General features: G+C 70.7%; 11 protein-coding genes. 2 read left to right on the top strand and 9 right to left on the bottom strand.

Annotated elements, in window-relative coordinates; genetic code table 11:
* Positions 1 to 81: 81 nt before the first annotated feature.
* The 8 genes from BOX37_RS12115 to BOX37_RS12080 all read right to left on the bottom strand — a co-directional run bounded on the left by BOX37_RS12115 (position 82) and on the right by BOX37_RS12080 (position 20,921).
* Positions 82 to 1,071 (bottom strand): ATP-binding cassette domain-containing protein, encoded by a 990-nt coding sequence (locus tag BOX37_RS12115; protein WP_071927740.1) that lies wholly within the window; start codon positions 1,069 to 1,071, stop codon positions 82 to 84.
* The gene (locus tag BOX37_RS12110; protein ID WP_071927739.1) at positions 1,068 to 14,732 is read right to left on the bottom strand and encodes an amino acid adenylation domain-containing protein; all 13,665 of its coding nucleotides are present in this window, start codon (positions 14,730 to 14,732) and stop codon (positions 1,068 to 1,070) included. The genes BOX37_RS12115 and BOX37_RS12110 overlap by 4 nt, the downstream gene beginning before the upstream one ends.
* Before the next feature lie 203 nt (positions 14,733 to 14,935).
* Entirely contained in the window at positions 14,936 to 16,504 is a 1,569-nt protein-coding gene (gene lnt / locus BOX37_RS12105; RefSeq protein ID WP_071931418.1) for an apolipoprotein N-acyltransferase, read from the bottom strand.
* A gap of 130 nt (positions 16,505 to 16,634) precedes the next feature.
* Complete coding sequence (locus BOX37_RS12100; RefSeq protein ID WP_084759560.1) at positions 16,635 to 18,227, bottom strand: amidohydrolase; 1,593 nt, start codon at positions 18,225 to 18,227, stop codon at positions 16,635 to 16,637.
* Positions 18,228 to 18,257: 30 nt separating this feature from the next.
* Positions 18,258 to 18,461, bottom strand: a complete 204-nt coding sequence (locus BOX37_RS12095) for a hypothetical protein (protein ID WP_071927736.1) — start codon at positions 18,459 to 18,461, stop codon at positions 18,258 to 18,260.
* Positions 18,462 to 18,506: 45 nt separating this feature from the next.
* Positions 18,507 to 18,998: an FxsA family protein gene (locus tag BOX37_RS12090; protein ID WP_071927734.1), complete on the bottom strand. Its 492-nt coding sequence runs from the start codon at positions 18,996 to 18,998 to the stop codon at positions 18,507 to 18,509.
* Positions 18,999 to 19,070: 72 nt separating this feature from the next.
* Complete coding sequence (locus tag BOX37_RS12085; RefSeq protein ID WP_071927733.1) at positions 19,071 to 19,730, bottom strand: response regulator; 660 nt, start codon at positions 19,728 to 19,730, stop codon at positions 19,071 to 19,073.
* Between the two features lie 21 nt (positions 19,731 to 19,751).
* Positions 19,752 to 20,921 (bottom strand): sensor histidine kinase, encoded by a 1,170-nt coding sequence (locus tag BOX37_RS12080; protein WP_071927732.1) that lies wholly within the window; start codon positions 20,919 to 20,921, stop codon positions 19,752 to 19,754.
* Between the two features lie 56 nt (positions 20,922 to 20,977).
* Here BOX37_RS12080 and BOX37_RS12075 point away from each other — a divergent pair, with 56 nt between their 5' ends.
* Complete coding sequence (locus tag BOX37_RS12075; protein WP_071927730.1) at positions 20,978 to 21,745, top strand: TSUP family transporter; 768 nt, start codon at positions 20,978 to 20,980, stop codon at positions 21,743 to 21,745.
* Here BOX37_RS12075 and BOX37_RS12070 read toward each other — a convergent pair.
* The gene (locus tag BOX37_RS12070; protein ID WP_240505314.1) at positions 21,742 to 22,392 is read right to left on the bottom strand and encodes a TetR/AcrR family transcriptional regulator; all 651 of its coding nucleotides are present in this window, start codon (positions 22,390 to 22,392) and stop codon (positions 21,742 to 21,744) included. The two genes, BOX37_RS12075 and BOX37_RS12070, sit on opposite strands and share 4 nt — an antisense overlap.
* A 179-nt stretch (positions 22,393 to 22,571) precedes the next feature.
* On the opposite strand from BOX37_RS12070, the gene BOX37_RS12065 reads away from it, so the two are divergent.
* Positions 22,572 to 24,101 carry a TldD/PmbA family protein gene (locus BOX37_RS12065; RefSeq protein ID WP_071931416.1) on the top strand — a complete coding sequence of 510 codons (1,530 nt, stop codon included), beginning with the start codon at positions 22,572 to 22,574 and terminating at the stop codon, positions 24,099 to 24,101.
* Positions 24,102 to 24,103 lie beyond the last annotated feature (2 nt).

The raw sequence follows: 24,103 nt of genomic DNA, 5'->3' as shown, positions 1-24,103 counted from the left end.
CGGGTGCGGCCGGTCGCGGCGAACTCGACGGAATCGGCATTTCGCGGGTCTCGTAGTCGTCCGAGACGTCCGGGGCCACGCTCACGACAAGATCTCCTCTTGCACATCGTCGGTTTCCGGTTCGGCGGCCGGTTCGGCCGGGGTGCCGGTGAGGGAAAGGAACACGTCGTCGAGAGTGGGGCGCACGACGACCGCGTCGACGACGCAGACACCGGCGTCGTCGAGGCGGCGCAGGGCTTCGACCATGGTCCGCGAGCCGTTGCCGACCACCACCGACACCTCGTCGGAGCCGGGCTCGTGGATCGGTTCGCCGACACCGACCTGCTGCAGCACCGAGACCGCGGGCCACGGGCTCTGGCCCGCGGCCAACGTCACGGTGAGCCGGTCGCCGCCGATGGAGGTCTTGAGTTCGTCGGCCGAGCCGCGGGCGATGACGGTGCCCTTGTCGATGACGGTGATGCGGTCGGCGAGCAGGTCGGCCTCCTCGAGGTACTGGGTGGTGAGCAAGACGGTGGTCCCGTCGTCGACGAGGTCGCCGATCACCTTCCACATGTCGAGGCGCCCGCGCGGGTCGAGGCCGGTGGTCGGTTCGTCGAGCACCACCACCGGCGGTTTGGCCACCAGCGAACCGGCCAGGTCGAGGCGTCGGGCCATGCCACCGGAGTAGGTTCCGGCGCGACGGCCGGCGGCGTGGTCCAGACCGAGCGCGCTGAGCAGCTGCTCGGCCCGCTCGGCGGCCTGTTTGCGGGACATGCCGTACAGCCGCGCCACCATCCGCAGGTTCTCGTAGCCGGTGAGGTTCGCGTCGACGGCCGCGTACTGGCCAGACAACCCGATCCTGGTGCGCGCGGTGGCCGGGTCGGCCAGCACGTCGACCCCGGCGACGCGCACCGAGCCCGCGTCGGGCCGCAGCAGCGTGGTGACGATCCGCACCGTGGTGGTCTTGCCCGCGCCGTTGGGGCCCAGCAGGCCCAGAACGGTGCCCGCCGGGATTTCCAGGTCGATCTCTTTCAGCACGCGAACCTTGCCGTAACTCTTGGCGAGGCCGCGGACTTCTACCGCCAAACTCACGGACGCATCTCCTTCTGGCCACTGCCGCACACGGTGATCTCCGGGACGGCGTCGAGGTGGCGATGCAGCACGGGGCCGATCACCGCCAGCGATTCCGGGCTGGTCATCGCCGCGTGCCTGCAGGGCAGGTCGTGGTTGTGGATGTTGCCGGTGACGAACGGCTGCCAGGCCTCGGCGCACCGGCCGGGGTCGGCGGCGTTGATCTCGTCCGCCGCCGCGGTGAAGAACAGCAGGTCGCCGTCGAATCGGCGCGGCCGGAACCGGTTGGCCATCACCGTGCCGTCGGCGTAACCGGTGTAGAGGCGTTGCAGATTCTCGACCGAGAGCGCGGCGAACGGGCCCGGCTGGGCCCGCAGCAGATCCGCCGCTTCGCGCAGGTCGAGGTCGGCGGGCAGCGACGCGCTGTCGACGAGGTCGGCGCCGAACTCGCCGAGGATGTCGGCGACGCTGGGCATCGCGGTGTCGAGCCAACGGTCGCCGAGCTGGTAGCTGTCCAGCATGGCCAGCAGCGCGACGTCCTCGCCCAGTTCCTGCAGCTGCACCGCCACCTCCTGCGCGATGAGACCGCCGAGCGACCAGCCGAGCAGATGGTAGGGACCGTGCGGCTGGACCGACCTGATGTGGGCCACATAGTGTCCGGCGGCCTCGGGGATCGAGGTGAACCCCTCGTCGCCGGAGACGTGCGGCGCCTGCAGGCCGTACACCGGGCGCTGGGGCGCGAGGTGAGCGAGCAGACCCGCGTAGCACCAGGACAGTCCGATGGCGGGGTGCACGCAGAACAGCGGGGTGTCGTGCGGGCCGGTGGACGGGCGGATCGGCAGCACCGGCCCGGTCACCGCGGCGATGGCCGAGCCCGCGTCGGCGCCGTCGAGCCGAGTGGCCAGACCGGCCGGGGTGGCGTCGCCGAACATCAGCTGCACGGGCATCTCGTACCCCTGCTCGCGCATCGCCGCGACGACCTTGGTGGCCAGTAGCGAGTTGCCGCCGAGTTCGAAGAACCCGTCGTCGGCGCCGACCCGTTCCACCCCGAGGACCTCGGCGAAGACCGTGCACAACGCCACCTCGGCAGCGGTGATCGGCGCACGGAAGCCCTCCGACGCGCTGAACACCGGCTCGGGCAGCCGGGCCCGGTCCAGCTTGCCGACCGGGCTGAGCGGCACCTCGTCGAGCAGCATGATCGACTGCGGGACCATGTAGTTCGGCACATGGGCACCGACATGCTCGAGCAATTCGGGCACCGTCGGCGCGGTGCCCGCCCGCGCCTTGACATACGACACGAGCGCGGTGGCACCGGCCGGGGTGGTGTGCCCGATGGTGAGCGCGAACTCGACATCACCGTGACGGGCGAACGCCACATCGATCTCCCCGAGTTCGATGCGGAAACCGCGCACCTTCACCTGATGATCGGTGCGGCCGATGTATTCCACATCCAGCGCCGACTTCGCGCCATCGCGCCATCGCACCAGGTCGCCCGTGCGGTACATCCGTTCGCCCGGTGCGCCATAGGGATTGGCGACGAACCGCTGGGCGGTCAGGCCCGGCCGGTTGTGGTAGCCGCGGGCCAGCGCCGAACCGGCCAGCTGCAGTTCGCCGGTGACGCCGATCGGCGTGGGGTGCAGCCGACGGTCCAGGACCGTCGCCGCGACACCGCGGATCGGGCCGCCGATGGTGATCGGCCCACGCGGGCTCATCGCCTGCGGCATCAACGTGACGATGGTCGTCTCGGTGGGGCCGTAGACGTTGTAGAAGTTGCGACCGGGCGACCAGCGGGCCAGCAGGTCCGGCGGCAGTGCCTCGCCGCCGGTGAGCACGTGCGCGAGGGAGTTCACACCCGCCGGGTCGACGGTGCCGAGCGCGGCGGTGGTGATGAACGCGTGCGTGATCCGCTCCCGGATGAACACCTGGCGCAGGTCCTCGCCGCCGACGATCCCCGCCGGGGCGATCACCAGGGTCGCGGCGCCGCCGAGCGCGAACAGGATGTCGAGCTGGGCGGCATCGAAACTCGGGGTGGCGAAATGCAGGATCCGGCTGCCGGGGCGGACGTCGAATCGGTCGGCGGTCTCGGCGGCGAAGTTCGACAGGCCGCCGTGGGTGACCACCACGCCCTTCGGGGTGCCGGTCGAGCCGGAGGTGTAGACCACGTATGCCGGGTTGGCCAGGCGCAGTGGCCGGATCCGGTCGGCGTCGGTGATCGGCGCGTCGTCGGTTCCGAGCACGACAGCCCTGGTCTGCGGGTCGTCGAGGACCAACCAGCGGGTGTCGCCGGGCAGCCGATCACGGTGTGCGAGCAGGGTGAGGCCCAGTGCCGCACCGGAATCGGTGAGCATGTGGCTGATCCGCTGGGCGGGGTAGTTCGGGTCGACCGGCACGAACGCCGCGCCGGCCTTGGCGACGGCGAGCATGGTCGCCACCGATTCCACCGAGCGTGGAACTCCGAGCGCGACAAGACTTTCCGGTCCGATGCCGTGTCCGATGAGCACCCGGGCGAGCCGGTTGGTCCAGCGGTCGAGCGCGTCGTAGGTCACCACGGTGTCGCCCGCGCTGAGCGCGACCCCGTCGCGGGACCGGGCGACGGCGGCGGCGAACACGTCGGCCATGGTGACCGGGGTGTCCGCGCGAGAGCCGTGTACCGGAGCCAGCGCGGTCCACTCGACGGCGTCGAGCAGGGCCAGGTCACCGACCGCGGTGTTCGGGTCGGCGGCGACCGCGGTGAGCAACCGGACCAGCCGGTCGCCGAGCCTGCGCGCGGTGACCTCGTCGAACAGGTCGGCCGCGTAGTTCACCGACAGGTCGATGCCGTCACCGACGCGATCGGCGGTCTGGGTTTCGGTGAAGGTGAACTGCAGGTCGAACTTGGCGATCCCGGCGTCGGCGTCGACCGCCTCGATCCGCAGTCCGGGCAGTTCCAGCATCCGCACCGGGGTGTTGCGCACCGACAGCATCACCTGGAACAGCGGGTGATGTGCCTGCGAACGCGCGGGATTGAGCACCTCGACGAGCCGTTCGAAGGGCAGATCGGCATTGGCGAAGGCGTCGAGATCGCGATCGCGGACGGTGCGCAGCAGGTCGATGAACGCCCGCTCGTCGGCGACCTCGGTGCGCAGCACCATGGTGTTGACGAACATGCCGATCATCGCGTCGAGCGCGGGGTGGCCGCGGCCCGCGCTGGCGGTGCCGACGGCGATGTCGTCGGACCCGGTGACCCGGTGCAGCAGCACGGCCAGCGCCGCGTGCAGCACCATGAACATGCTGACGTTGTTGGCGGTGGCGATACCGCGCAGCGCGCGATGGGTGGCGGCATCGACCGCGCAGTCGACGGTGCCGCCGCGGTAGGAGGGCACCGGCGGGCGCGGCCGGTCCGCGGGGACCGACAGCAGTTCGGGCAGGCCGTCGAGCACCCCACGCCAATGCGCGAGTTGCTTGCTGATCAGCGAGTCCGGGTCCTCCTCGGTACCCAGCAGTTCCTGCTGCCACAGGGTGTAGTCGGCGTACTGGACCTCGGGGATCTGCTCACCGAAGGGCTCCCCCGCACGGATACCTCGGTAGGCGGCGGCAACCTCACCCGCCAAGGGCTCGAGCGACCAACCGTCCATCGCGATGTGATGCACGACGAGGACGAGCACGTGCTCCTTCGACCCCGCGACGGCCAGCTTGGCCTGGGCGGGTGCGGGACGGCCGGTGTGGTCGACGGTGATCAGCGCGGCCCGCAGCGGCACCGAGGCCGAGAGGTCGAAGCCGGGTGCGGCGAAGCGTCCGACCGCCGCCTCGACCTCGTGCGGTGCGGCCGTGGCGTGGAACAGGGTGACCGCGGCGATCGCGGGATCGAGTACCAGTTGCTCGGGCCCGTCCGAAGTCTCCGGGAACACCGTGCGCAGCGTCTCGTGCCGCCGCTGCACGGTGTGCAGGGCGGCGATGAGCGCATCGAGGTCGATGGTGCCGTGCAGGCGCAGCACCACGGGGATGTTGTAGGCGCCCGCCGACTGGCTCTCGCCCTCGGGGCCGGCGTTGAACCGGTTGAGGAACCACAGCCTGCGCTGCGCCGCGGACAACGGAATCCGTTCCGGCCGTTCTTGTTTCACCAACTCGGGACGGCTCTCGTCGCCGGAGGGTCCGGATTCGATGAGCGCGGCGAGTTCGGCGACGGTCGGTGCGGCGAACACGGTGCGCACCTCGAGCCGCACATTGCTGGCCGCCGCCAGACGCGCGACCAGCTGGGTGGCCAGCAGCGAGTTGCCGCCCACGTCGAAGAAGCTGTCGGTGGCCGAGACCTCGGTGGCGCCGACCAGCTCTTCGATCACCCGCGCGACCAGCCGCTCGGCCTCGGTGCGCGGTGCGCGGCCCGCGGTGGTGGTGAACTCCGGTTCCGGCAGCGCGGCACGGTCGAGCTTGCCGACCGGCGTGAGCGGCACCCGGTCGATCAGGTTGAGCGAAGCGGGCACCATGTGACCGGCCAGTCGCGCCGCTGCGTGGTTGCGCACCTCGGCCAGCTCGGCCGGGTCCGTGCCCTCGGCCAGCTGCACCCAGGCCACGATCCGGTCGTCGCCGGCGATCCGCCGTACCTCGGTGTGTGCGAAGCGGACCTCGGGGTGGCTGCCGAGCACGGCGCTGATCTCGCCGAGTTCGATCCGGAAGCCGCGCACCTTCACCTGGTGGTCGCTGCGGCCGAGGTAGTCCAGTTCGCCGGTGGGGGTCCAGCGCACCACGTCACCGGTGCGATACATCCGGCTGCCCGCCGGACCGTACGGGTCGGCGACGAACCGGCCCGCGGTCAGCGCGTAGCGCTGGTGGTAGCCCTGGGCGATGCCGGTGCCGCCGATGTAGAGCTCACCGGGGACGCCGCGCACGACCGGGCGGAGCCGCTCGTCGAGCACCAGCGCCCGGGAACCGCGCACCGGTGTGCCGATGGCGACCGGCACCCCCACCCGCAGTTCGGACATGGCGGCGATGACGGTGAATTCGGTGGGCCCGTAGGCGTTGACGAACCGGCGGCCCGGCGCCCAGTTCTCCACCAGATCGGGCGGGACGGCCTCGCCACCGGCCATCAGGCCGCGCAGGTGCGGCAGCGGCCAGCGCGTCGCGTCCACCGAGGCCAGCACGGCCGGGGTGAGGAAGGTGTGGGTGACCTGCTCGCGCTCGAGCAGCGCGCCCAGTTCGTCGCCGCCGTAGATGTCGATCGGGCCGATCACCATCTCGGCGCCGGAGTAGACGGCGAGCAGCATGTCCAGCACGGAGACGTCGAAGCTGGGCGTGGAGAAGAAGAAGGTCTTGGAGAAGCGGTCCAGCCCCATCCGCTCCTGCAGGTCGACGGCCAGGCTCACCAGGCCACTGTGGGTGACGGTGACGCCCTTGGGCAGGCCGGTCGAGCCGGAGGTGTAGATCTGATAGGCCAGGTCGGCGGGACGGATCGGGCGGACCCGCTGGGGGTCGGTGATCGGCGCGCCGCTGTAGCCCGCCAGCTCGGCGTGCAGTTCGGCGTCGTCCACCAGCATCCACTGGGTGTCGAGCCCGTCGGCGGCCTCGCGCAGCGCGTCCACGTCGGCGCGGGTGGTGAGGACGGCGCGGGCGCCGGAGTCGGTGAGCATGTGCCGCACCCGGTCGGCCGGGTACCGCGGATCGACGGGCACGAACGCGGCACCGCTGGATGCGACACCGAAGATCGCCAGTGCGCAGTCCAGCGACCGGGTCAAACCGACCGCGACCCGGTCACCGGTGCCGATGCCACGGGCGATGAGCGCCCGGCCGAGCCGATGCGCGCGCAGGGCCACCTCGGCGTAGTCGAGTTCACCCACCTCCCCCGCGACACTGCCACCGGCGAACCAGCGCAAGGCGGGCCGGTCGGGGAACTTGGTCGCGGCCCGCTCGACGATGTCGGACAGCACGACCGGCGCCACCGCGGTCGGCCCCTGTGCGGGTACCAGGGTGCGGTGTTCGGCCACGGTCAGCGGGTCGAGTTCACGGACCCGCTGACGCGGGTCGGCGGTCACCTGGGTGAGGATCCGCACGAACCGGGTGGCGATCGTCTCGATGGTGGCAGCGTCGAAGAGTTCTGCCGCGTAGACGAATTCGAACCGGTGATCGTCACCGTGGCCGGGTGCGACGCGCAGTTCGAGGTCGAACTTGGCACGGGCGATGTCGAGTTCCTCGGCCGCCAGCCGCAGGCCCGGCAGTTCCAGTTCCGGAGTGCGCTCGTCCTGCATGCTCAGCGCCACCTGGAACAGTGGATGCCGGTTGCTCGCCCTGCTGTCGCGGCCGAGCGCGTCGACGACCCGTTCGAACGGCAGGTCGGCATTGGCGAGCGCGGCCAGCTCGGTGTCGCGATCGGCGTGCAGCAATTCGACGAAGCCGCGGTCGGGGTCGACATCGGAGCGCAGAACCAGGGTGTTGACGAACATACCGACCAACTCGTCGAGCTGAATGTCGGTGCGTCCCGCCACCGGGGTGCCGATCGGGATGTCGCGACCGCCGGTCACGCTGCGCAGCAGCACGGCCAGCGCCGAACGCACCACCATGAACAGGCTGACCCCGGTGTCGGCGGCCAGCTCGGCCAGGGCATCCTGCAGCGGCGCGGAGACCTCGCATGCCACACTGCCCGCCGCACCGGTGGGCTCGGCCGGACGCGGCCGGTCGAACGGCAAGGGCAGTTCGTCGGGCAGTTCGGCCAGCGCCTCGCGCCAGTAGGCGACCTGGGTGGCGGCGATACTGTCCGGATCGTCTTCGGCGCCGAGGACGGCGCGCTGCCACAGGCTGAAATCGGCGTACTGCACGGGCAGCGGCTCGCGCACCGGTGCGCTGCCCGCGGCGCGGGCCACGTAGGCCAACGCCAGATCCCGGGTGAGCGGGCCGAGCGACCAGCCGTCAGCGGCGATGTGGTGCACGACCACGCCGAGCAGGTGCTCGTCGGACGCGGTGCGCTGCAAGGAGATGCGCAGTGGCGTCTGCGTGGTCAGGTCGAATCCCCGCCGGGCCAGCGCGGTGAGTTCCGCGCGCGCCTGCTCGGGATCGTTGTCGACGGCGGTGAGGACGGGCAGGGACCGATCCAGCGGCAACACCACCTGCTGGGCGCCGGAGAGGTCTTCGGGGAACACCGTGCGCAGGACCTCGTGCCGCTGCACCAGATCGGTGAGGGCGGCACGCAGCGCGGCTATGTCGAGATCTCCGCCGATTCGCAAGACGAATGCGATGTTGTAGGCGCTGGATTCGGGGGACAATCGATTGAGGAACCACAGCCGCTGCTGCGGCAGCGACAGTGGTATGCGTCCCGGGCGCGGGGTGTGTACCGCCAGCGCCACCCGCTGCGTCCGGGGCGCTTCCGTGATCAGCCCGGCGATGCCGGCCACGGTCGGCGCCTCGAAGATCTGCCGAACCGGCAGGTCCACCTCGAAGTCGGCGTGCAGCGCCGCCGCCAGCCGAGTGGCCAGCAGCGAGTTGCCGCCGATATCGAAGAAACTGTCCTCGGCACCGGGTACCGGGCGGCCGAGAATCTCGGTGAACACCGCGGCGACCCGCATCTCCAGGTGGGTGCGCGGCGCGCGGGAACCGCCGGTGGCCGCGAATTCCGGTGCGGGCAGTGCCTTTCGGTCCAGCTTGCCCGCCGGGGTCACCGGCATCCGGTCCAGCACCGCGAGCGCGGCGGGCACCATGTAGCCGGGCAGCCTGCCGCGCGCGGTGTCGAGCACCGCGGCCGGGTCGACCGGAGCGTCGACGGTGATGTAGGAAGCGAGTCGCTGCTGGCCCTGCTCGTCGACATGGACGACGGTCAATGCCGACCGCACACCCTGGTGTTCGCGCAGCACGTGGTCGATCTCGCGCAGTTCGACGCGGAATCCGCGGATCTTGATCTGGTCGTCGGCACGGCCGAGGAAGCGCAACCGGCCCGATGCGTCGGCGACGACGAGATCGCCGGTGCGGTACATCCGCTCGCCGATCCGGCCGTGCGGATTGGCGACGAACCGCTGTGCGGTGAGGGCGAGCTTGCCCAGGTAGCCACGGGCCAGACCCGGCCCGGAGACATACAGTTCACCCGGCGTGCCCGGCGGCGCCGGGTGCAGCCGGGCGTCGAGCACGAACAGCCGCATGCCACGCACGGGAGCACCGAGTGGCACCGGCTCGCCGGGCAACATCGGCGCGCTCGCGGTGACCGCGACGGTGGCTTCCGACGGGCCGTACATGTTGTGCATCCGGTGTGCGGTGGCCCAGGTGGCGACGAGTTCGTCGGAGCAGGCGTCGCCGCCGACGATGACCGTACCCAGCTCGGGCAGGTCGCCCGCGGGCACCGTGGCCAGCGCGGCCGGCGTGATGAAGGCGTGCGTGATCCGCTCCGTGCGCAGGAACGCGGCCAGTTCCGCGCCGCCGTACAGGTCCGCCGGTGCCACCACGATCGTCGCGCCCGCGGCGAAACCGAGCAGCAGTTCCAGGACCGAGGCGTCGAAGCTGGGCGAGGAGAAGTGCATGGTGCGCGCGCCGTCGGTGACCTTGAACAGCTGGGTCTGTTCGCTGGCCAGCGAGGCGATGCCCGCGTGGGTGACGACGACGGCCTTGGGCGTGCCGGTCGAGCCCGAGGTGTAGATCAGGTACGCGGGCTGACCCGCCCGCATCGGGTGCCTGCGGTCGAGATCCGAGAGTGGGGCGCCCGAGCGGACGGCGCAGTCGGCCTCGAAATCGGCGGTGCCGAACACCAGCCATTCCGGCGCTCGGCGATGCTTGCCCACGGTGGTCGGCAGCGCGGCGAGGTGCTCGGGCAAGGTGAGCCCGAGCACGGCACCGGAATCGCCGATCATGTGCGCGATCCGTTCGGCCGGATAGGCCGGGTCGACGGGTACGTACGCGGCACCGGACTTGGCGACCGCCCAGATCGCGATGATGGATTCCAGGCTGCGCGGCAGCGCGACGGCGACCACCGCTTCGGGACCGGCGCCATGCGCGATCAGGCTGCGCGCCAACCGGTTCGAGCGCTCGTCGAGTTCCCGGTAGGTGGTGTCGAGACCGAGGTAGCGCACGGCGACCGCATCGGGCAGGCGCTGGGCGGTCTCGCCGAGCAGCCGGGCGAGGGTGCCTGCCGGTTCGGCGGGTGCGCCCACAATCGGGACCAGCCGCGCGATCTCCCTGCGGTCGAGCAGTTCCAGGTCACCGGTGGGCGTCGAGGGCGCCGTCACCGCGGCGGCCAGCAGCGTGGTGAACCGGCGGGCGATCATCGCGACCGTGGCGCGGTCGAAGACATCGGTGGCGAAACCGAATTCGGCCTGCAGTGGCCCGCCGTCATGATTGTCGCGGACCTCGAGCTGCAGGTCGAACTTGGTGACGCCGGTGTCGATCGGCACCAGTTCGGCGGTGACGCCGGGCAGTTCGATCCGCAGGTCAGGGGTTCGGTCGTAGGACAGCATCACCTGGAACAGCGGGTGGCGCGAGGTCGAGCGCTCCGGGTTCACCAGCTCGACGAGCCGCTCGAACGGCACGTCGGGATTGGCGAAGGCATCCAGATCGGTTTCCCGGACCAGGTCGAGCATGCGGTCGAATCCGGCGCCCAGATCCACCTCGGTGCGCAAGACGAGGGTGTTGACGAACATGCCGACCAGCTCGTCGAGCGCCGGGTCCGAGCGTCCCGCGATCGGCGTTCCGATGGTGATGTCGGCGCTGGCGCACAGCCGGGCCAGCAGGGTGGCCAGTGCGGCATGCAGCACCATGAACATGCTGACCCCGCGGGCCGAGGCGAGTTCGCCTGCCGCGCGCCGGATCTCGGCGTCGATGGTGAACGTGACGGTGTCACCGCCGGTGGTGCGATGCAGCGGGCGCGGCCGATCCAGCGGCAGATCGAGCTGATCGGGCAGTCCGGCCAGCACGTCGCGCCAGTGGCCGAGCTGTTTGCCCAGCGGCGCCTCGGGATCGGTCTCCTCGCCGAGCAGTTCCCGCTGCCACAACGCGAAATCGGCGTACTGCACCGGCAGCGCGGCCCACTGCGGTGCCGCCCCGCCCGCGCGCGCCGAGACCGCGACCATCAGGTCCCTGGCCAGCGGTGCGACCGACCACCCGTCGCCGCTGATGTGGTGCAGTACCACCAACAGCAGGTGGTCGTCGACGCCGATCCGGTACAGCGCGACCCGCAGCGGGGTCTCGGTGCGCAGGTCGAAACCGCGGCCGGCCACCTCGGTGGCCAAGTCGGCGATATCGGCGGCGATCACGTCGACCGGTGCCAGTTCGGGCTCGACCGCGGCGGCGGGATGGATCAGCTGGTACGGGCCTTCCGGCCCGTCGGGGAAGCTGGTGCGCAGGCTCTCGTGCCGGTCGAGCACGTCCCGCAAGCCTGCCCGCAGCGCATCGAGGTCCAGGTGCCCGGTCAGGCGCAGCGCCAGCGGCATGTTGTAGGCCGCGGCGTGCTCGGCGAACCGGTTGAGAATCCACAGCCGCTGCTGGGCCAGCGACAGCGGCACCCGTTCGGGCCGCGCCACCGGAACCAGTTTGGGCGTGGAGGTTTCGGGCCGGTGGGTGCTGATGTAGGCCGCGAGCGCGGCGATGTCGGAGCATTCGAACAGGTCCCGGATGGAGATGTTGGCGTCCAGGGTGGTGTTGATCCGGGCCACCGCGCGAGCGGCGACCAGTGAGTTGCCACCGAGGTCGAAGAAGCTGTCCTCGATACCGATCGCGACGTCCAGCGCGAGGACCTCGGTGAAGATCTCGGCCAGCGCGCGTTCCACAGTGGTCTGGGGCGCGGCGGCACCGGTGGCCGGTCGCACGCTGACCTCGGGCGCGGGCAGCGCCTTCCGATCGACCTTGCCGTTGGCGCTCAGCGGCAGTTCGTCGAGCACGACCACCGCCGTCGGCACCATGTAGGACGGCAGGCTCCGGCGCAGGACCGACAGCAGGGCGGTGGCATCGGGTTCGGGCGCGCCGGGGACGGCGACGACGTAGGCGACCAGTTCGTCGTCCCCGATGCGACCCGACCTGGCCACACACACCGCGCGGGCGATGTCGTCCTGGGCGAGCAGTGCGGATTCGATCTCGCCGAGTTCGATCCGCAGACCGCGGATCTTGACCTGGAAGTCGGTGCGCCCCAGGTATTCCAGCACGCCGCCGTCGATCTGCCAGCGCGCGAGGTCGCCGGTGCGGTACATCCGCCGGCCCGGGGTGAACGGGTTGGCGACGAAACGGTCGGCGGTGAGGTCGGGGCGGTCGAGGTAGCCACGGGCCAGCTGCACACCGGCCAGATACAGCTCGCCGACGACGCCGGGCGGCACCGGGCGCAGCTGCGGGTCGAGTACATAGGTCTGGGTGTTCCACACCGGGGACCCGATCGGCACCGTGCTCACCTGTGCCGGGCACGGCCAATAGGTGACGTCGACCGCGGCCTCGGTGGGACCGTAGAGGTTGTGCAGATCGGGTCCACCGTCGGGCCCGTGCAGGGCCGCGTGGAAATCGGTGACGGTGGCGGCGGGCAGCGCCTCACCACTGCAGAACACCCGGCGCAGCCCCGCCCCGCCCCGCACGCGCGGATCGGTGACGAACAGCGACAGCATCGACGGCACGAAATGCGCTGTGGTGACGGCCTTCTCGGTGATGATCCGAGCCAGATAGGCGGGGTCGCGATGCCCATCGGGCGCGGCGACGACCAGGCGGGCGCCCACCTGCAGCGGCCAGAAGAACTCCCAGACCGACACGTCGAAGGTGGCCGGGGTCTTCTGCAGCACCGCGTCGGTGTGGTCGAGCGGGTACTCGGCCTGCATCCAGCGCAGCCGGTTCACGATCGCGGCATGGGTGACGCCCACGCCCTTGGGCCTACCGGTGGAGCCGGAGGTGAAAATGACATAGGCGAGTTGCTCGGGACGCAGTGGCGAGCGCCGGTCGGCGTCGGTGATCGGCGCCGAGTCGTGGCGGCTGACGTCGAGGGTGTCGAGGTCGACTCGCACGAGCCCGTCGGGCAGCCGCACACCGTCCCTGGCCGCGGTGAGCACGCATACCGGACGGGCCTGTGCGACAACGGCTTCCAGCCGGTCGACCGGATGTTCGGGGTCCAGCGGCAGGTAGGCCGCGCCGGTCGCGAGCACCGCGTACATGCCGACGACCAGTTCGACACCCCGGTGCAGGCACAGTCCGACCGTGGTCTCCGGTCCCGCACCGCGGGCGATGAGTTCTCGGGCGAGCTGGTTCACCCGGTCGTCGAGTTCGGCGTATCCGAGGGCGCGGTCTCCGAATTCGAGCGCGACGGCGTGCGGGCTGCGACGCGCCTGATCACCGAACAACGAGACCAGGGTGGCGGTGGGCACTGGCATCTCGGTGGCGTTCCACTCCCGCAGCACCCTGGCGCGCTCGGCGGTGGTGATGGCATTCACTTCGCGCGTGGGTGTGCGCGGATCGGCGGCCAGGAAGCGGGCGAGGAAGTCGAGGTAGCGACCGTGGTGGGCGGCGACCTCGGATTCACCGTAGAGCTTGGGATTGGCTTCGAAGTCGAGCTGGATGCGCCCGCCGTCACCGTTGTAGATGTTGATCGAGAGGTCTTCCACCGGCCCGGTCGCGAGCACGTGCAGTTGGCCGGCGATGTCATCGAACTTCAGCTCGTCGTGGAACAGCATGATGTTGACCATCGGCCCGAAGAAGCCGCGGGCGTCGCGCGAGTAGCCGCAGTCTCGGCGGATGTCGTCGGAGCGGTAGCGCTGGTGGCGCAGCGCGCCGGTGATCTGCAGTTCGGTCTGCCGCACGACGTCGGCGACGGTGGTCTGCTCGTCGAAACGCACTCGCAGCGGAACGACATTCGACACCACACCGGCCGAGCGGCGCAGCGCGACCGTGGTGCGCGCCGAAACCGGCAGGCTCAGAACAACATCCGCGTCACCGGTGACCGAACGGACATAGGCGGCCAGCGCGGCGACGATGAGCGCGGAATTGGCCGAGCCGTGCGTGGCGATCGCGTCGGTGAGCAGGGTGTCCAGCTCGGTGTCGAGGACCGCGGTGGCGCGGTGGCGGCCCGCGTCGTGGGTGTCGCCGGCAGCGGTCACCGAGGACAGCGTCATCGGCTCGCCGACCCCGGCGAGCTGTTCGAGCCAGTACTCGCGGTCGGCGCGGAACCGGCTGGATTCCCGGTAGCGCGATTCGTCGGCGTAGAGGTCGACGAGCGCGGCGGCGCGCGAGACCGACGGTTCGCGCTGCTGTCCGACGGCGGTGTAGATCTCGGCGGTGCGCGTGAGCGCGTTCATCGCGCCGTAACCGTCGATCACGATGTGGTGACCGCGCTGATACCAGAACCAGTCCTCGTCACCGACTCGCAACACGACATTGATGGTGAGCGGTTCGCGCTCCATGTCGATCGGGGTGCTGGCGTGGGTGTTCATCCAGCGCAGCGCCGCGGCGCGCGGATCGGCCTCGCCACGCAGGTCCAGCCGGACACAGCCCGGCCGCCACGACAGGTCGACCTGCTGATGGGGCACCCCGTCGATCTCGAGTAGGCGCACGTGTCCCACCTGGGATTCCGCACCGTAGCGCTCGGTCGCGTACAGCAGCCTGCCGACGTCGAGATCGCCGTGCAGCTCGACGTAATGAGCGATGGTGAACGGAATATCGGGCCGGATCCGTTGCGCGTACCACAGTGCTGTCTGACCGGGCGAGAGGGCGAACGGTTGGCCCGGGTCCTCGTCGGTGACGCATGAGCTGACGCGGTCGGTGGCCAATGAACTCATCAAGCACTCCGTTCTGCCTTGTGTCACGACTCTCCCCGAGCAGCGCCCGGGCACACGACGGCCCAGGGCGTGGCTTTCCACGCCCATGATTCGGAGTACTCCGGCAGCCGGATGGCTACCGATGTGGATTTATTTCGAGCTCAATGGATTACACCCCTGTAGCAGCTACTTTCGGCCGCTTCCCCCGGGTTGAAACAAACCGCTTATTCAGAATTGTCCGAACTCCGCACATCTTGCGTCGGATTCGCTCGGCGGCGCCGGTACAACACCAGTCCTACCCCGATCGCGGTCAGGATAACGGACGCCAGTTCCGGCGCGCCGCCGATTCGGGTCGCGATCGTCGTCGTGTCGCGCAACGGTAGCTGGGCGACCAGCGCCGCGGGCACCAATTGCTCACTGCGCTGTTCAATGGCACCATCGGCGGTGATGATCGCGCTGACTCCCGAGGTTGCTGCGACCACCAGCGCCCGCCCGTGCTCGACCGCGCGCACTCGCGACATGGCCAGTTGCTGATAGGTCATCTCGCTCTCGCCGAAGGTGGCGTTGTTGGTCGGCACGGTCAGCAGTCGCGCGCCCGCATCCAGCGATTCCCGGAATGCCCGATCGAAAGCGACCTCGTAACAGGTCGCCACACCGATCGGAATCCCCGCGGCCGTGACCGTGCCGTCACCATCGCCGGGCACGAAATATCCGGCGCGATCGGCATAGGAGGAGAACAAACGGAAGAAACCGCGCATCGGCAGATATTCACCGAATGGCTGCACGATCTTCTTGTCGTGTCGCTCCCCCGGCCCTTCGGCGCCGTTCCACACGATCACCGAGTTGGTGGTCGTGCGGTCACCGTTCACCAGGACCGCGCCGACGAGGATCGGCGCGTCGATCGCCACCGAGGCCCGGGTGATCGCCTCGGCCGCGTCGGCATTGCGCAGTGGGTCGATGTCGGAGGAGTTCTCCGGCCAGATCACGACGTCGGGGCGCTGTGCCTGGCCGCGGGTGACGGCATGGGCCAACTCCTCGGTGCGCCGGACGTGGTTGTCCAGCACGGCCCGCCGCTGAGCGTTGAAGTCCAGACCCAGCCGCGGCACGCTGCCCTGGATGGCGGCGACGGTGATCGTCTCCGCACCGGCGTCCGGGGCGGGCAGCGTCGGCCGGAGGATCACTCCGGCGAGTGGCATGATAGCCACGGTCACGAGCGCGAGAGCAAATCCGGTCCGCACGGCGCGACCGCTCGGGCGTGGCGCGGGGGTGCGGGCGAAAGCGTACGCGCGCAAGGCCACCGCGGCGAGACCGGTGCCGGTCAGCGCGACGGCGAAGCTGACCAGCGGGGCGCCACCGTAGGCCGCCAGTGGCAGATACCATCCGTCGGCCTGGCCGAAAGCGATACGGCCCCACGGGAATCCGCCGAAGGGGAAGTTCGATCGCGCCCATTCGGTGGCGGTCCAGGCCAGTGCCAGCCACACCGGCCAGCCCGGCAGCTCGCTCAACCATCGAGCCAGGACACCCCACAGGCCGAGGAAGGTCGCGCAGGCGAGCGAGAGCGCCAACCACGGCAGCGGGCCGACGTAGATCCCGGTCCACGGCAGCAGCGGGAGGAAGAACGCGAGACCACCGAGCAACCCGTAGCCGAACCCGCCGCGCAGTTTTCCGGGTCCGCGCACCGCAACGGTGAGCAGAGCCAAGGCCACCGGTGCGAGGAACCACCACGGGCGTGGCGGGAAGCTGGCGAACAGCAACAGCCCGCCCGTGACCGCGGCGAGCATTCGCAGGAGCATGCCGTTGATCGTCCCTCCGGTGGTCTCCGTGGCCGCGTCGTCCGACGTCGCCGATCGCGAGGGCGCGGGCGCGGGGTCGGTGGCGGGGTCGATCATGGTGTGTCGCTCCGTGATTCGTTGCTGATGCTGGTCAGGCCTGGTAGATCTCGACGCCGTCGCGGACCGTGCGCAGGCAGGTCGGCAGGTCGGCGTCCGGATCGAGCCGGGGCAGCCCTGGCACGCGCGAGCGCGGGTCGGTCGACCAGCGCTGCACGGTGTCGGCGGCCGCGGCGACCACGAGATCGCCGGCGTCCCAGACCGCGTACGAGGCGGGGGCGCCCGGCACCAGCGTGCCCGCCAGGCCGTCGCGCACCCCGCCCGCGCGCCAGGCGCCCCGGGTGGCGGCGGCGAAGGCAGCGCGCGGCGACAGGCCGTGACCGGCGGTGCGGTGGTGCACGGCCGCGCGGACCTGGACCCACGGGTTCGCGGTGGTGACCGGTGCGTCCGAGCCGATGGCCAACGAGATGCCCGCGGCGGCCATCGCCGCGAAGGGGTTGAGTCCGGCGGCACGTTCGGCGCCGAGGCGGGTGGCGTACATGCCGGCGGGCCCGCCCCAGGCCGCGTCGAAACCCGGCTGTACGGAGGCGATCGCGCCGACGGCGGCGAGTTGGGCGATCGCGGCGGCATCGGTCATCTCCGCGTGCTCGACGCGGTGGCCGCGCGCCGCGACCGCCGGACCGCCGAGTTCGGCGGCGACACGCGTGAATCCCTCGACCACCCGATCCATGGCGCCGTCGCCGATGGCGTGGAATCCGGCCTGGATCCCGGCTTCGGTACAGGCGCGCAGGTGGGCGGTGATGGTGTCGGTGTCGAGGAAGTCCTTGCCGTGGCCACCCGCGTCGGCGTAGGGCTCGCGCAGCAGCGCGGTGTGCGAGCCGAGCGAGCCGTCGACGAACAGGTCACCCCCGAGGGCGTGCACGCCGAGGTCGTCGACCAGCGCGCGGGCTTCTTCGGCGGTGCGCACCGCCTGACCCCAGTAGGCGCGCACCTGTACGCCGTGGTCGAAGGCGAGCAGTTCGCGCACGTCGTCGCGGCCGGAGATCTCGGGGCCCGCGCATTCGTGGACGGCGACGACGCCGTGCGCGGCGGCCGCGTCGAGGGCGGCGGTGCGGGCCCGATCCCGTTGCGCGCGACCGAGTTCGGCGAGGGCGACCGTGCGCACGCGGTGGTGGGCGTCGGCGCGCACCGGATCGCCGCGACGGTGGTCCGCGCCGAGGTCGCCCGCGGCGTCGAGCAGCGCCGAGGAAGCGACAGCCGAGTGGGCGTCGACCCGGACCAGGTAGACCAGGCGACCCGGCCCGGCGGCCTCGTCGAGTTCGGCGACGGTCGGTGGACGCTGGTCGGGCCAGGTGGTGTCGTCCCAGCCCTCACCGATGATCACCCCGTCGCGCTGGCGCGCGGCATGCGCGCGGACGGTGTCGAGCAGGTCGGCCAGTGATCGGGCGCCGCGCAGATCGAGGCCGGTCAGCTGCAGGCCCAGCGCGGTGACGTGCACGTGGGGGTCGACGAACGCCGGCGCGACGAAGGCGCCGCCGAGGTCGATGATCTCCGCGCCGGGATGCATGGCGCGGCCCGGGGCCTCGGCGCCCAGCCACACCACGGTGCCGTCGGTGACCGCCATCGCGGTCGCGTCCGGGGAGCTGGAACTGTAGAAACGTCCGCCGATCAGCAACTGGGTACTCACGATGCCCCAGTCTGCCGTATCGGCCGATTCTCAGGTCGGCAGGGACAGCACCGCGCGCACGTCGGCGTCGGCCAGCCCGGCTGGCTGGTGTCCGCCCGCTTCGACGGCGATCAGCTCCAGCCGCCACGCGGCGGCGGTGAAATCCGACATCGACTGTCCGGCAGCGGCGCTCGCCCTGCGCACCGCGTCGGCCAGTTCCTCGCTCACCGTGACGGTGATCTGCTCGGTGGCCATGCGGGCCACTGTAGACCTTCCGCCGCCTCGGGGCGGCATCTCGGGTCAGGCGGATCCGAGGGCCCGCGGACCACCGGTGTGGCCATCGTCATACCACTGTCCGACGACCACACCGTCGACCACATCACCCTCGGCGTCGACGACCACCCCGCGATACGGCGAGGGCGCGAACGAGGGCAGCGGACCGAAGCGGCGGGTGCCCAGCTTCTCGAGCACCGGGCGCAGCAGCGCGCGCGTGGGCGGGAACAGGGCCAGCAGGCCGATCACCCCGGTGACCAGGCCGGGCACGAACAGCAGGATCGAACCGGTGGCGACGATCAGCCCGTCGGCGACCGCGCTCTCCGCGCTCACCTCGCCCCGCGAGGCCCGCCGGAACCGTTCGAACACCCGCTTGCCCTGCGCGCCGAGGAGCAGCAGACCCACCCCGGACACCGCGACCAGCACCAGCAGCGCCCAGCCGACACCGATCAGCTGAGCGAGGCCGACGAGGGCGGCGATCTCGACGAGGAGGTAGAGCACGAACAACACAGCGGTCATGGCGATCCTTTCGGACGATCTACCTTCTCAACGCGCGAGCGGCCCGATTTTCTCCCGAGACCCCGCCCCTGCTCAGCCACCCGGCCGGACCAGCCCGGTCTCGTAGGCCAGTACCACCGCCTGCACCCGGTCTCGCAGTCCGAGTTTGGTGAGCACCCGGCCCACGTGGGTCTTCACCGTGGCCTCGGACAGGAACAGGGCGGCGGCGATCTCGGCATTGGAGCGCCCGGCCGCGATCTGCTCGAGCACTTCGCGTTCGCGGGCGGTGAGCACGTCGAGCACGCTCGGGTCGCGCAGGCTGGTCGGGTCTTCGGCGACGAGCCGGTCGAGCAGGCGCTTGGTGACCTTCGGCGAGACCACCGCGTCGCCCGCGGCGACGCTGCGGATGGCCGAGATCAGGTCCTCGGGCGGGGTGTCCTTGAGCAGGAAGCCGCTGGCTCCGGCGCGCAGGGCGCCGAGGGCGTGTTCGTCGAGGTCGAAGGTGGTCATCACGAGCACGCGCACACCGTCGCCCGCGGCCACGATCCGGTCGGTGGCCGTCACGCCGTCGACGACGGGCATGCGGACGTCCATCAGCACCACGTCCGGGCGCAGTTCGGCGGCGCGGCGCACCGCCTCCTCGCCGTTGCCCGCCTCGCCGACGACCTCGATGTCGGGGTGGGCGCCGAGCACCATCTTCAGCCCCATCCGCATGAGTTCCTGATCGTCCACCACGAGCACGCTGATCGGCATTCGCTCACCCTATCGGGCAGCTCAGTCGGATTCGGCACGCAGCGGGAGGGTGGCCCGCACCCGCCAGCGGCCGTCCTCGGTCCGGCCGGCGAACAGCGTGCCGCCGAGCACCGCGACGCGTTCGCGCATCCCGACCAAGCCCATCCCGGCGCCGGCGATCGCGGGATCGGACCGGATGGGGACACCGCCACTGTCGGTGATCTCGACGTGGATGTCGTCGCCGCGGCGGTGCACCCGGACCCAGGCCTTGGGCCCCGCACCCGCGTGCCGCAGCGTGTTGGTCAGCGATTCCTGCACGATCCGATGCACGCCGAGGCTCACCTCGGGGGTGATGTCGTCGAGTTGGCCGGTCAGTTCGAGGTCGACGGCCAGGCCTGCCTCCCGCATCATGTCCACGAGCTTGGCGATCCCGGCGGTGCCGTGCTGGGGCAGCAGTTCCGGTGCGTGCTCGATGCGCAGCAGCGCGACCGTGCGGCGTAGTTCGCGCAGCGCGTCGCGCCCGGTGCCCGCGATGGTGGCCAGCGCGCGTTCGGCGGTGTCGGGGTCCTGGCGCAGGGCGTAGTTCGCGCCGTCGGCCTGCACGATCATCACGCTCACCGCGTGCGCGACCACATCGTGTAGTTCGCGGGCGATGCGGGTGCGTTCGGCGGCGACCGCCTCGTGCGCGCGACGTTCCTTGTCGTAGTCGGCCACGGCGAGGCGCGCGGCGACCTCGGCGTCATAGGCGTGCCGGGCGCCGTTGAACTCGGCCAGCGTCCAGCACAGCGCGTAGATCACGCCGATGAGTACCAGATCTCCGCCGATGGGTTCCTGCAGCACCAGGGTGGAGACCGTGACGTCGACCCCGAGGAATACCAGGAAGATCAGGCCGTCGCGTCTGCCGACATAGGCGACCAGGGTGTAGAGCATCACCCCGAGGCCGATCAGCGCGACATGTCCGGACAGGTCGTCGCCGACCAGGTAGCCGAACACGGTGCACAACATCGACAGCACCAGCATCGTGCCCGCCATCGCGCGGGGATAGATCCGGCGCAGGATCAGCGGCAACGGCAGCAGGACCGAGAAGATCAGGTAGACGACCTTGTTCGGCGCACCGCCGACACCGAGCGCGTCGAGCACCAGCAGGACTGCCGCGAGGATGGAATCGGCGACGACGGGTCGTCCGCGTAACCACAGGCTGAACCGGCGCACCGGACCAGCCTAGGCCGCGGTTGGCATTCCGCACGCGATCTTGATTGCCTGGTCGGGTGCAACTCGGAGACTGGACGGTCCTGCTGGTGGCCGCCGCGGCGGCGGGCTGGGTCGACGCGGTGGTCGGCGGCGGCGGGCTGATCATCCTGCCGACGCTGTTCCTCGTCGCCCCCGGGATCGCCCCGCAGACCGCGCTCGGCACGAACAAGCTGGCCGCGCTGGCCGGGACGGCGACCGCGGTGGTGACGTTCGCGCGCCGGGTGCCGATGGAGTGGAAGGTGCTGCTGCCGGGTGCGGTGATCGCGGCCGTCACCGCCGCGTGCGGTGCGGCAGCGGTGTCGCTGATCGACCGCGATCTGTTCATCCCGCTGGTGATGGTGGTGCTCGTCGCGGTGGCGCTGGTGGTGACGCTACGGCCATCGATCGGGATGACGATGGCCACCCATCCGCCGACCCGGCGCAAGGTGATCCTGGTGGTCGCGCTGGCCGCAGGCCTGATCGGGCTCTACGACGGGTTGCTCGGGCCCGGCACCGGGACCTTTCTGATCATCGCCTTCGCCACCCTGCTCGGCACCGAGTTCGTGCGGGCGGCGGCGATGGCGAAGGTGATCAACTGCGGTTCGAATGTGGGTGCGCTGCTGTTCCTCGGCGTGACCGGGCACATCCTGTGGGGGCTCGGCGCGGGCATGGCGGTCGCGAATGTGGTGGGTGCGCTGGTCGGTTCGCGGATGGCGCTGGCCAAGGGCGCAGGGTTCGTGCGGGTGGTGCTGCTGGTCGTGGTGGTGGTGATGGTGATCCGGTTGGGCTGGCAGCAGTTCGGCTAGCGGACCGGTTCGGTCGTCGCGGTGGCGGCGAGCCAGGGTTGCAGGACCCGAGAGGTGGTCTCGTGGATTTTGCGGTGCAGGCGTTCGCCGTCGTCGATGCTGTGCTGGGGCTGCTGGAACAGCACCGTCAGCGCACCCGAGACCGCACCGACGACGGCGCCGACCAGTGCGGCGGCGCCGATCTCGTCGAGTTCGTGCGGGAACGCGGTGTGCAGTTGCCGGGCGATCTCGCGCTGGGCGACGAGCTGGGCGTGCGCGGCGCGACCGCTCACCGAGGGCACGGTGCGCGAGACCTGCGCGCGCAGGGCGGCCACCCGGGAACTCAGGTCGTCGACGAGGTGCTCGCCGGGACTGTCACCCGCGGCGCGCAGCGCGCGCAACAACACCTCGACGGGCCGCTCCCCCGGTCGCCGGGTGGCGATGGCGGCGACGGCCGCGCGCACCCGATCGTCGGTCTCGGGGAAGAGCAGTTCTTCCTTGCTGGCGAAGTAGTTGAAGAAGGTCCGGGTACCGACTTCGGCCTCGGCCGCGATATCGGCGACGGTCGTTTCCTCATAGCCACCGGCCTCGAACAATTCGACGGCGGCCAGGAGAATCGCACGACGGGTTCGTTCCCTTTTTCGATCGCGGAGCGCAGATGGCGGCACGGCGGGCACCCTACGGCATTCGCGGTGCCCTCGGCGGGAGGAAGTGGGGCTCCGCGCGTCACGGTGAGTGCCTGCCGGAACCGCGATTTCGCGCTCGACGGCACGAAATGTGCGCTGGTAGCGGGCACTTTCCGCGCCGGGGCTCCCGTGTGTCGGTGCCAGCGGCTAGCGTGGGTCCGGTGAGTACCACGACTTCCAGGGAAGTGGACGAAGAGTTCCGTGCGCTCGGCCTCGGCGCGCTCGCCGAGGCCGCGCTGTCGGCGGCCCACTCCGCGGGTGCCGAGCACGCCGATCTGCGGGTGCACCGCTTGGTCACCCAGTCGATCCGGTTGCGGGACGGGCGGGTCGAGGCGGTGACCGATTCGACCGAGCTGGGCTTGGCCGTGCGCGTGATCGTCGACGGCACCTGGGGTTTCGCCTCGCATGCCGCGTTGACGCCGCCCTCCGCCGCCGAGGTGGCCCGGCGCGCGGTCACCGTCGCCACCACGCTGCGCTCGTTGAACCGGGAGCGGGTCGAACTGGCCGCCGAACCCCGCTACGACGATGTCTCCTGGGTCTCGGCCTACGAGCTGGATCCGTTCACCGTGCCGACCGCCGACAAAGTGGCGCTGCTACAGGACTATTCGGAGCGGCTGTCCGCGGCCGACGGCGTCGATCACGTGACCGCCTCGGTGCTGCAGGTCAAGGAGCAGACTTTCTACGCCGACACCGCGGGCTCGTCGATCACCCAGCAGCGGGTGCGGCTGCATCCCCAATGGGAAGCGGTCACCGTGGATTCCGCGTCCGGGGTGTTCGAGACCATGCGCACCCTCGCCGCGCCCGCGGGTCGCGGCTGGGAGTACGTCACCGGCGCCGACGGAACCTGGGATTGGGCCACCGAACTCGCGCGGATCCCCGGCTGGCTGGCCGAGAAGGTGAAGGCGCCCAGCGTCGTCGCGGGCCCCACCGACCTGGTGATCGATCCGACGAACCTGTGGCTCACCATCCACGAGTCCATCGGCCACGCCACCGAATACGACCGCGCGATCGGCTACGAATCCGCCTACGCCGGTACCTCGTTCGCCACGCCCGACCAGCTCGGCACGCTGCGCTACGGCACCCCGATCATGCACGTCACCGGGGATCGCACCCAGGTCAACGGGCTGGCCACGGTCGGCTACGACGACGAGGGCGTGGCCGGTCAGCAGTGGGATCTGGTGCGCGACGGCGTACTGGTCGGCTACCAGCTCGACCGGGTCTTCGCCCCGCGCCTCGGCCTGGACCGGTCCAACGGGTGCTCCTACGCCGATTCCCCGCATCACGTACCGATCCAGCGGATGGCGAATGTGTCGCTACAACCGGATCCGGAACGCGACACCAGCACCGCTGACCTGATCTCGCGCGTCGAGGACGGCATCTACATCGTCGGCGACAAATCGTGGTCCATCGACATGCAGCGCTACAACTTCCAGTTCACCGGGCAGCGGTTCTTCCGAATCCGCAACGGGGAGTTGGCCGGTCAGCTCCGCGATGTGGCCTATCAGGCGACGACCACCGACTTCTGGGGATCGATGGAAGCGGTCGGCGGCCCGAGCACGTGGCAGCTCGGCGGCGCGTTCAACTGCGGCAAGGCACAGCCCGGTCAGGTGGCGGCGGTGAGTCACGGCTGCCCCTCGGTGCTGGTGCGCGGGGTCAATGTTCTCAACACCCGGACGGAGGGCGGGCAGTGAGC

The organism is Nocardia mangyaensis, from assembly GCF_001886715.1.
Classification (GTDB): domain Bacteria; phylum Actinomycetota; class Actinomycetes; order Mycobacteriales; family Mycobacteriaceae; genus Nocardia; species Nocardia mangyaensis.
The sequence above is the reverse complement of the archived record's forward strand: the minus strand, read 5'-3'. Positions and strand labels throughout refer to the sequence as shown.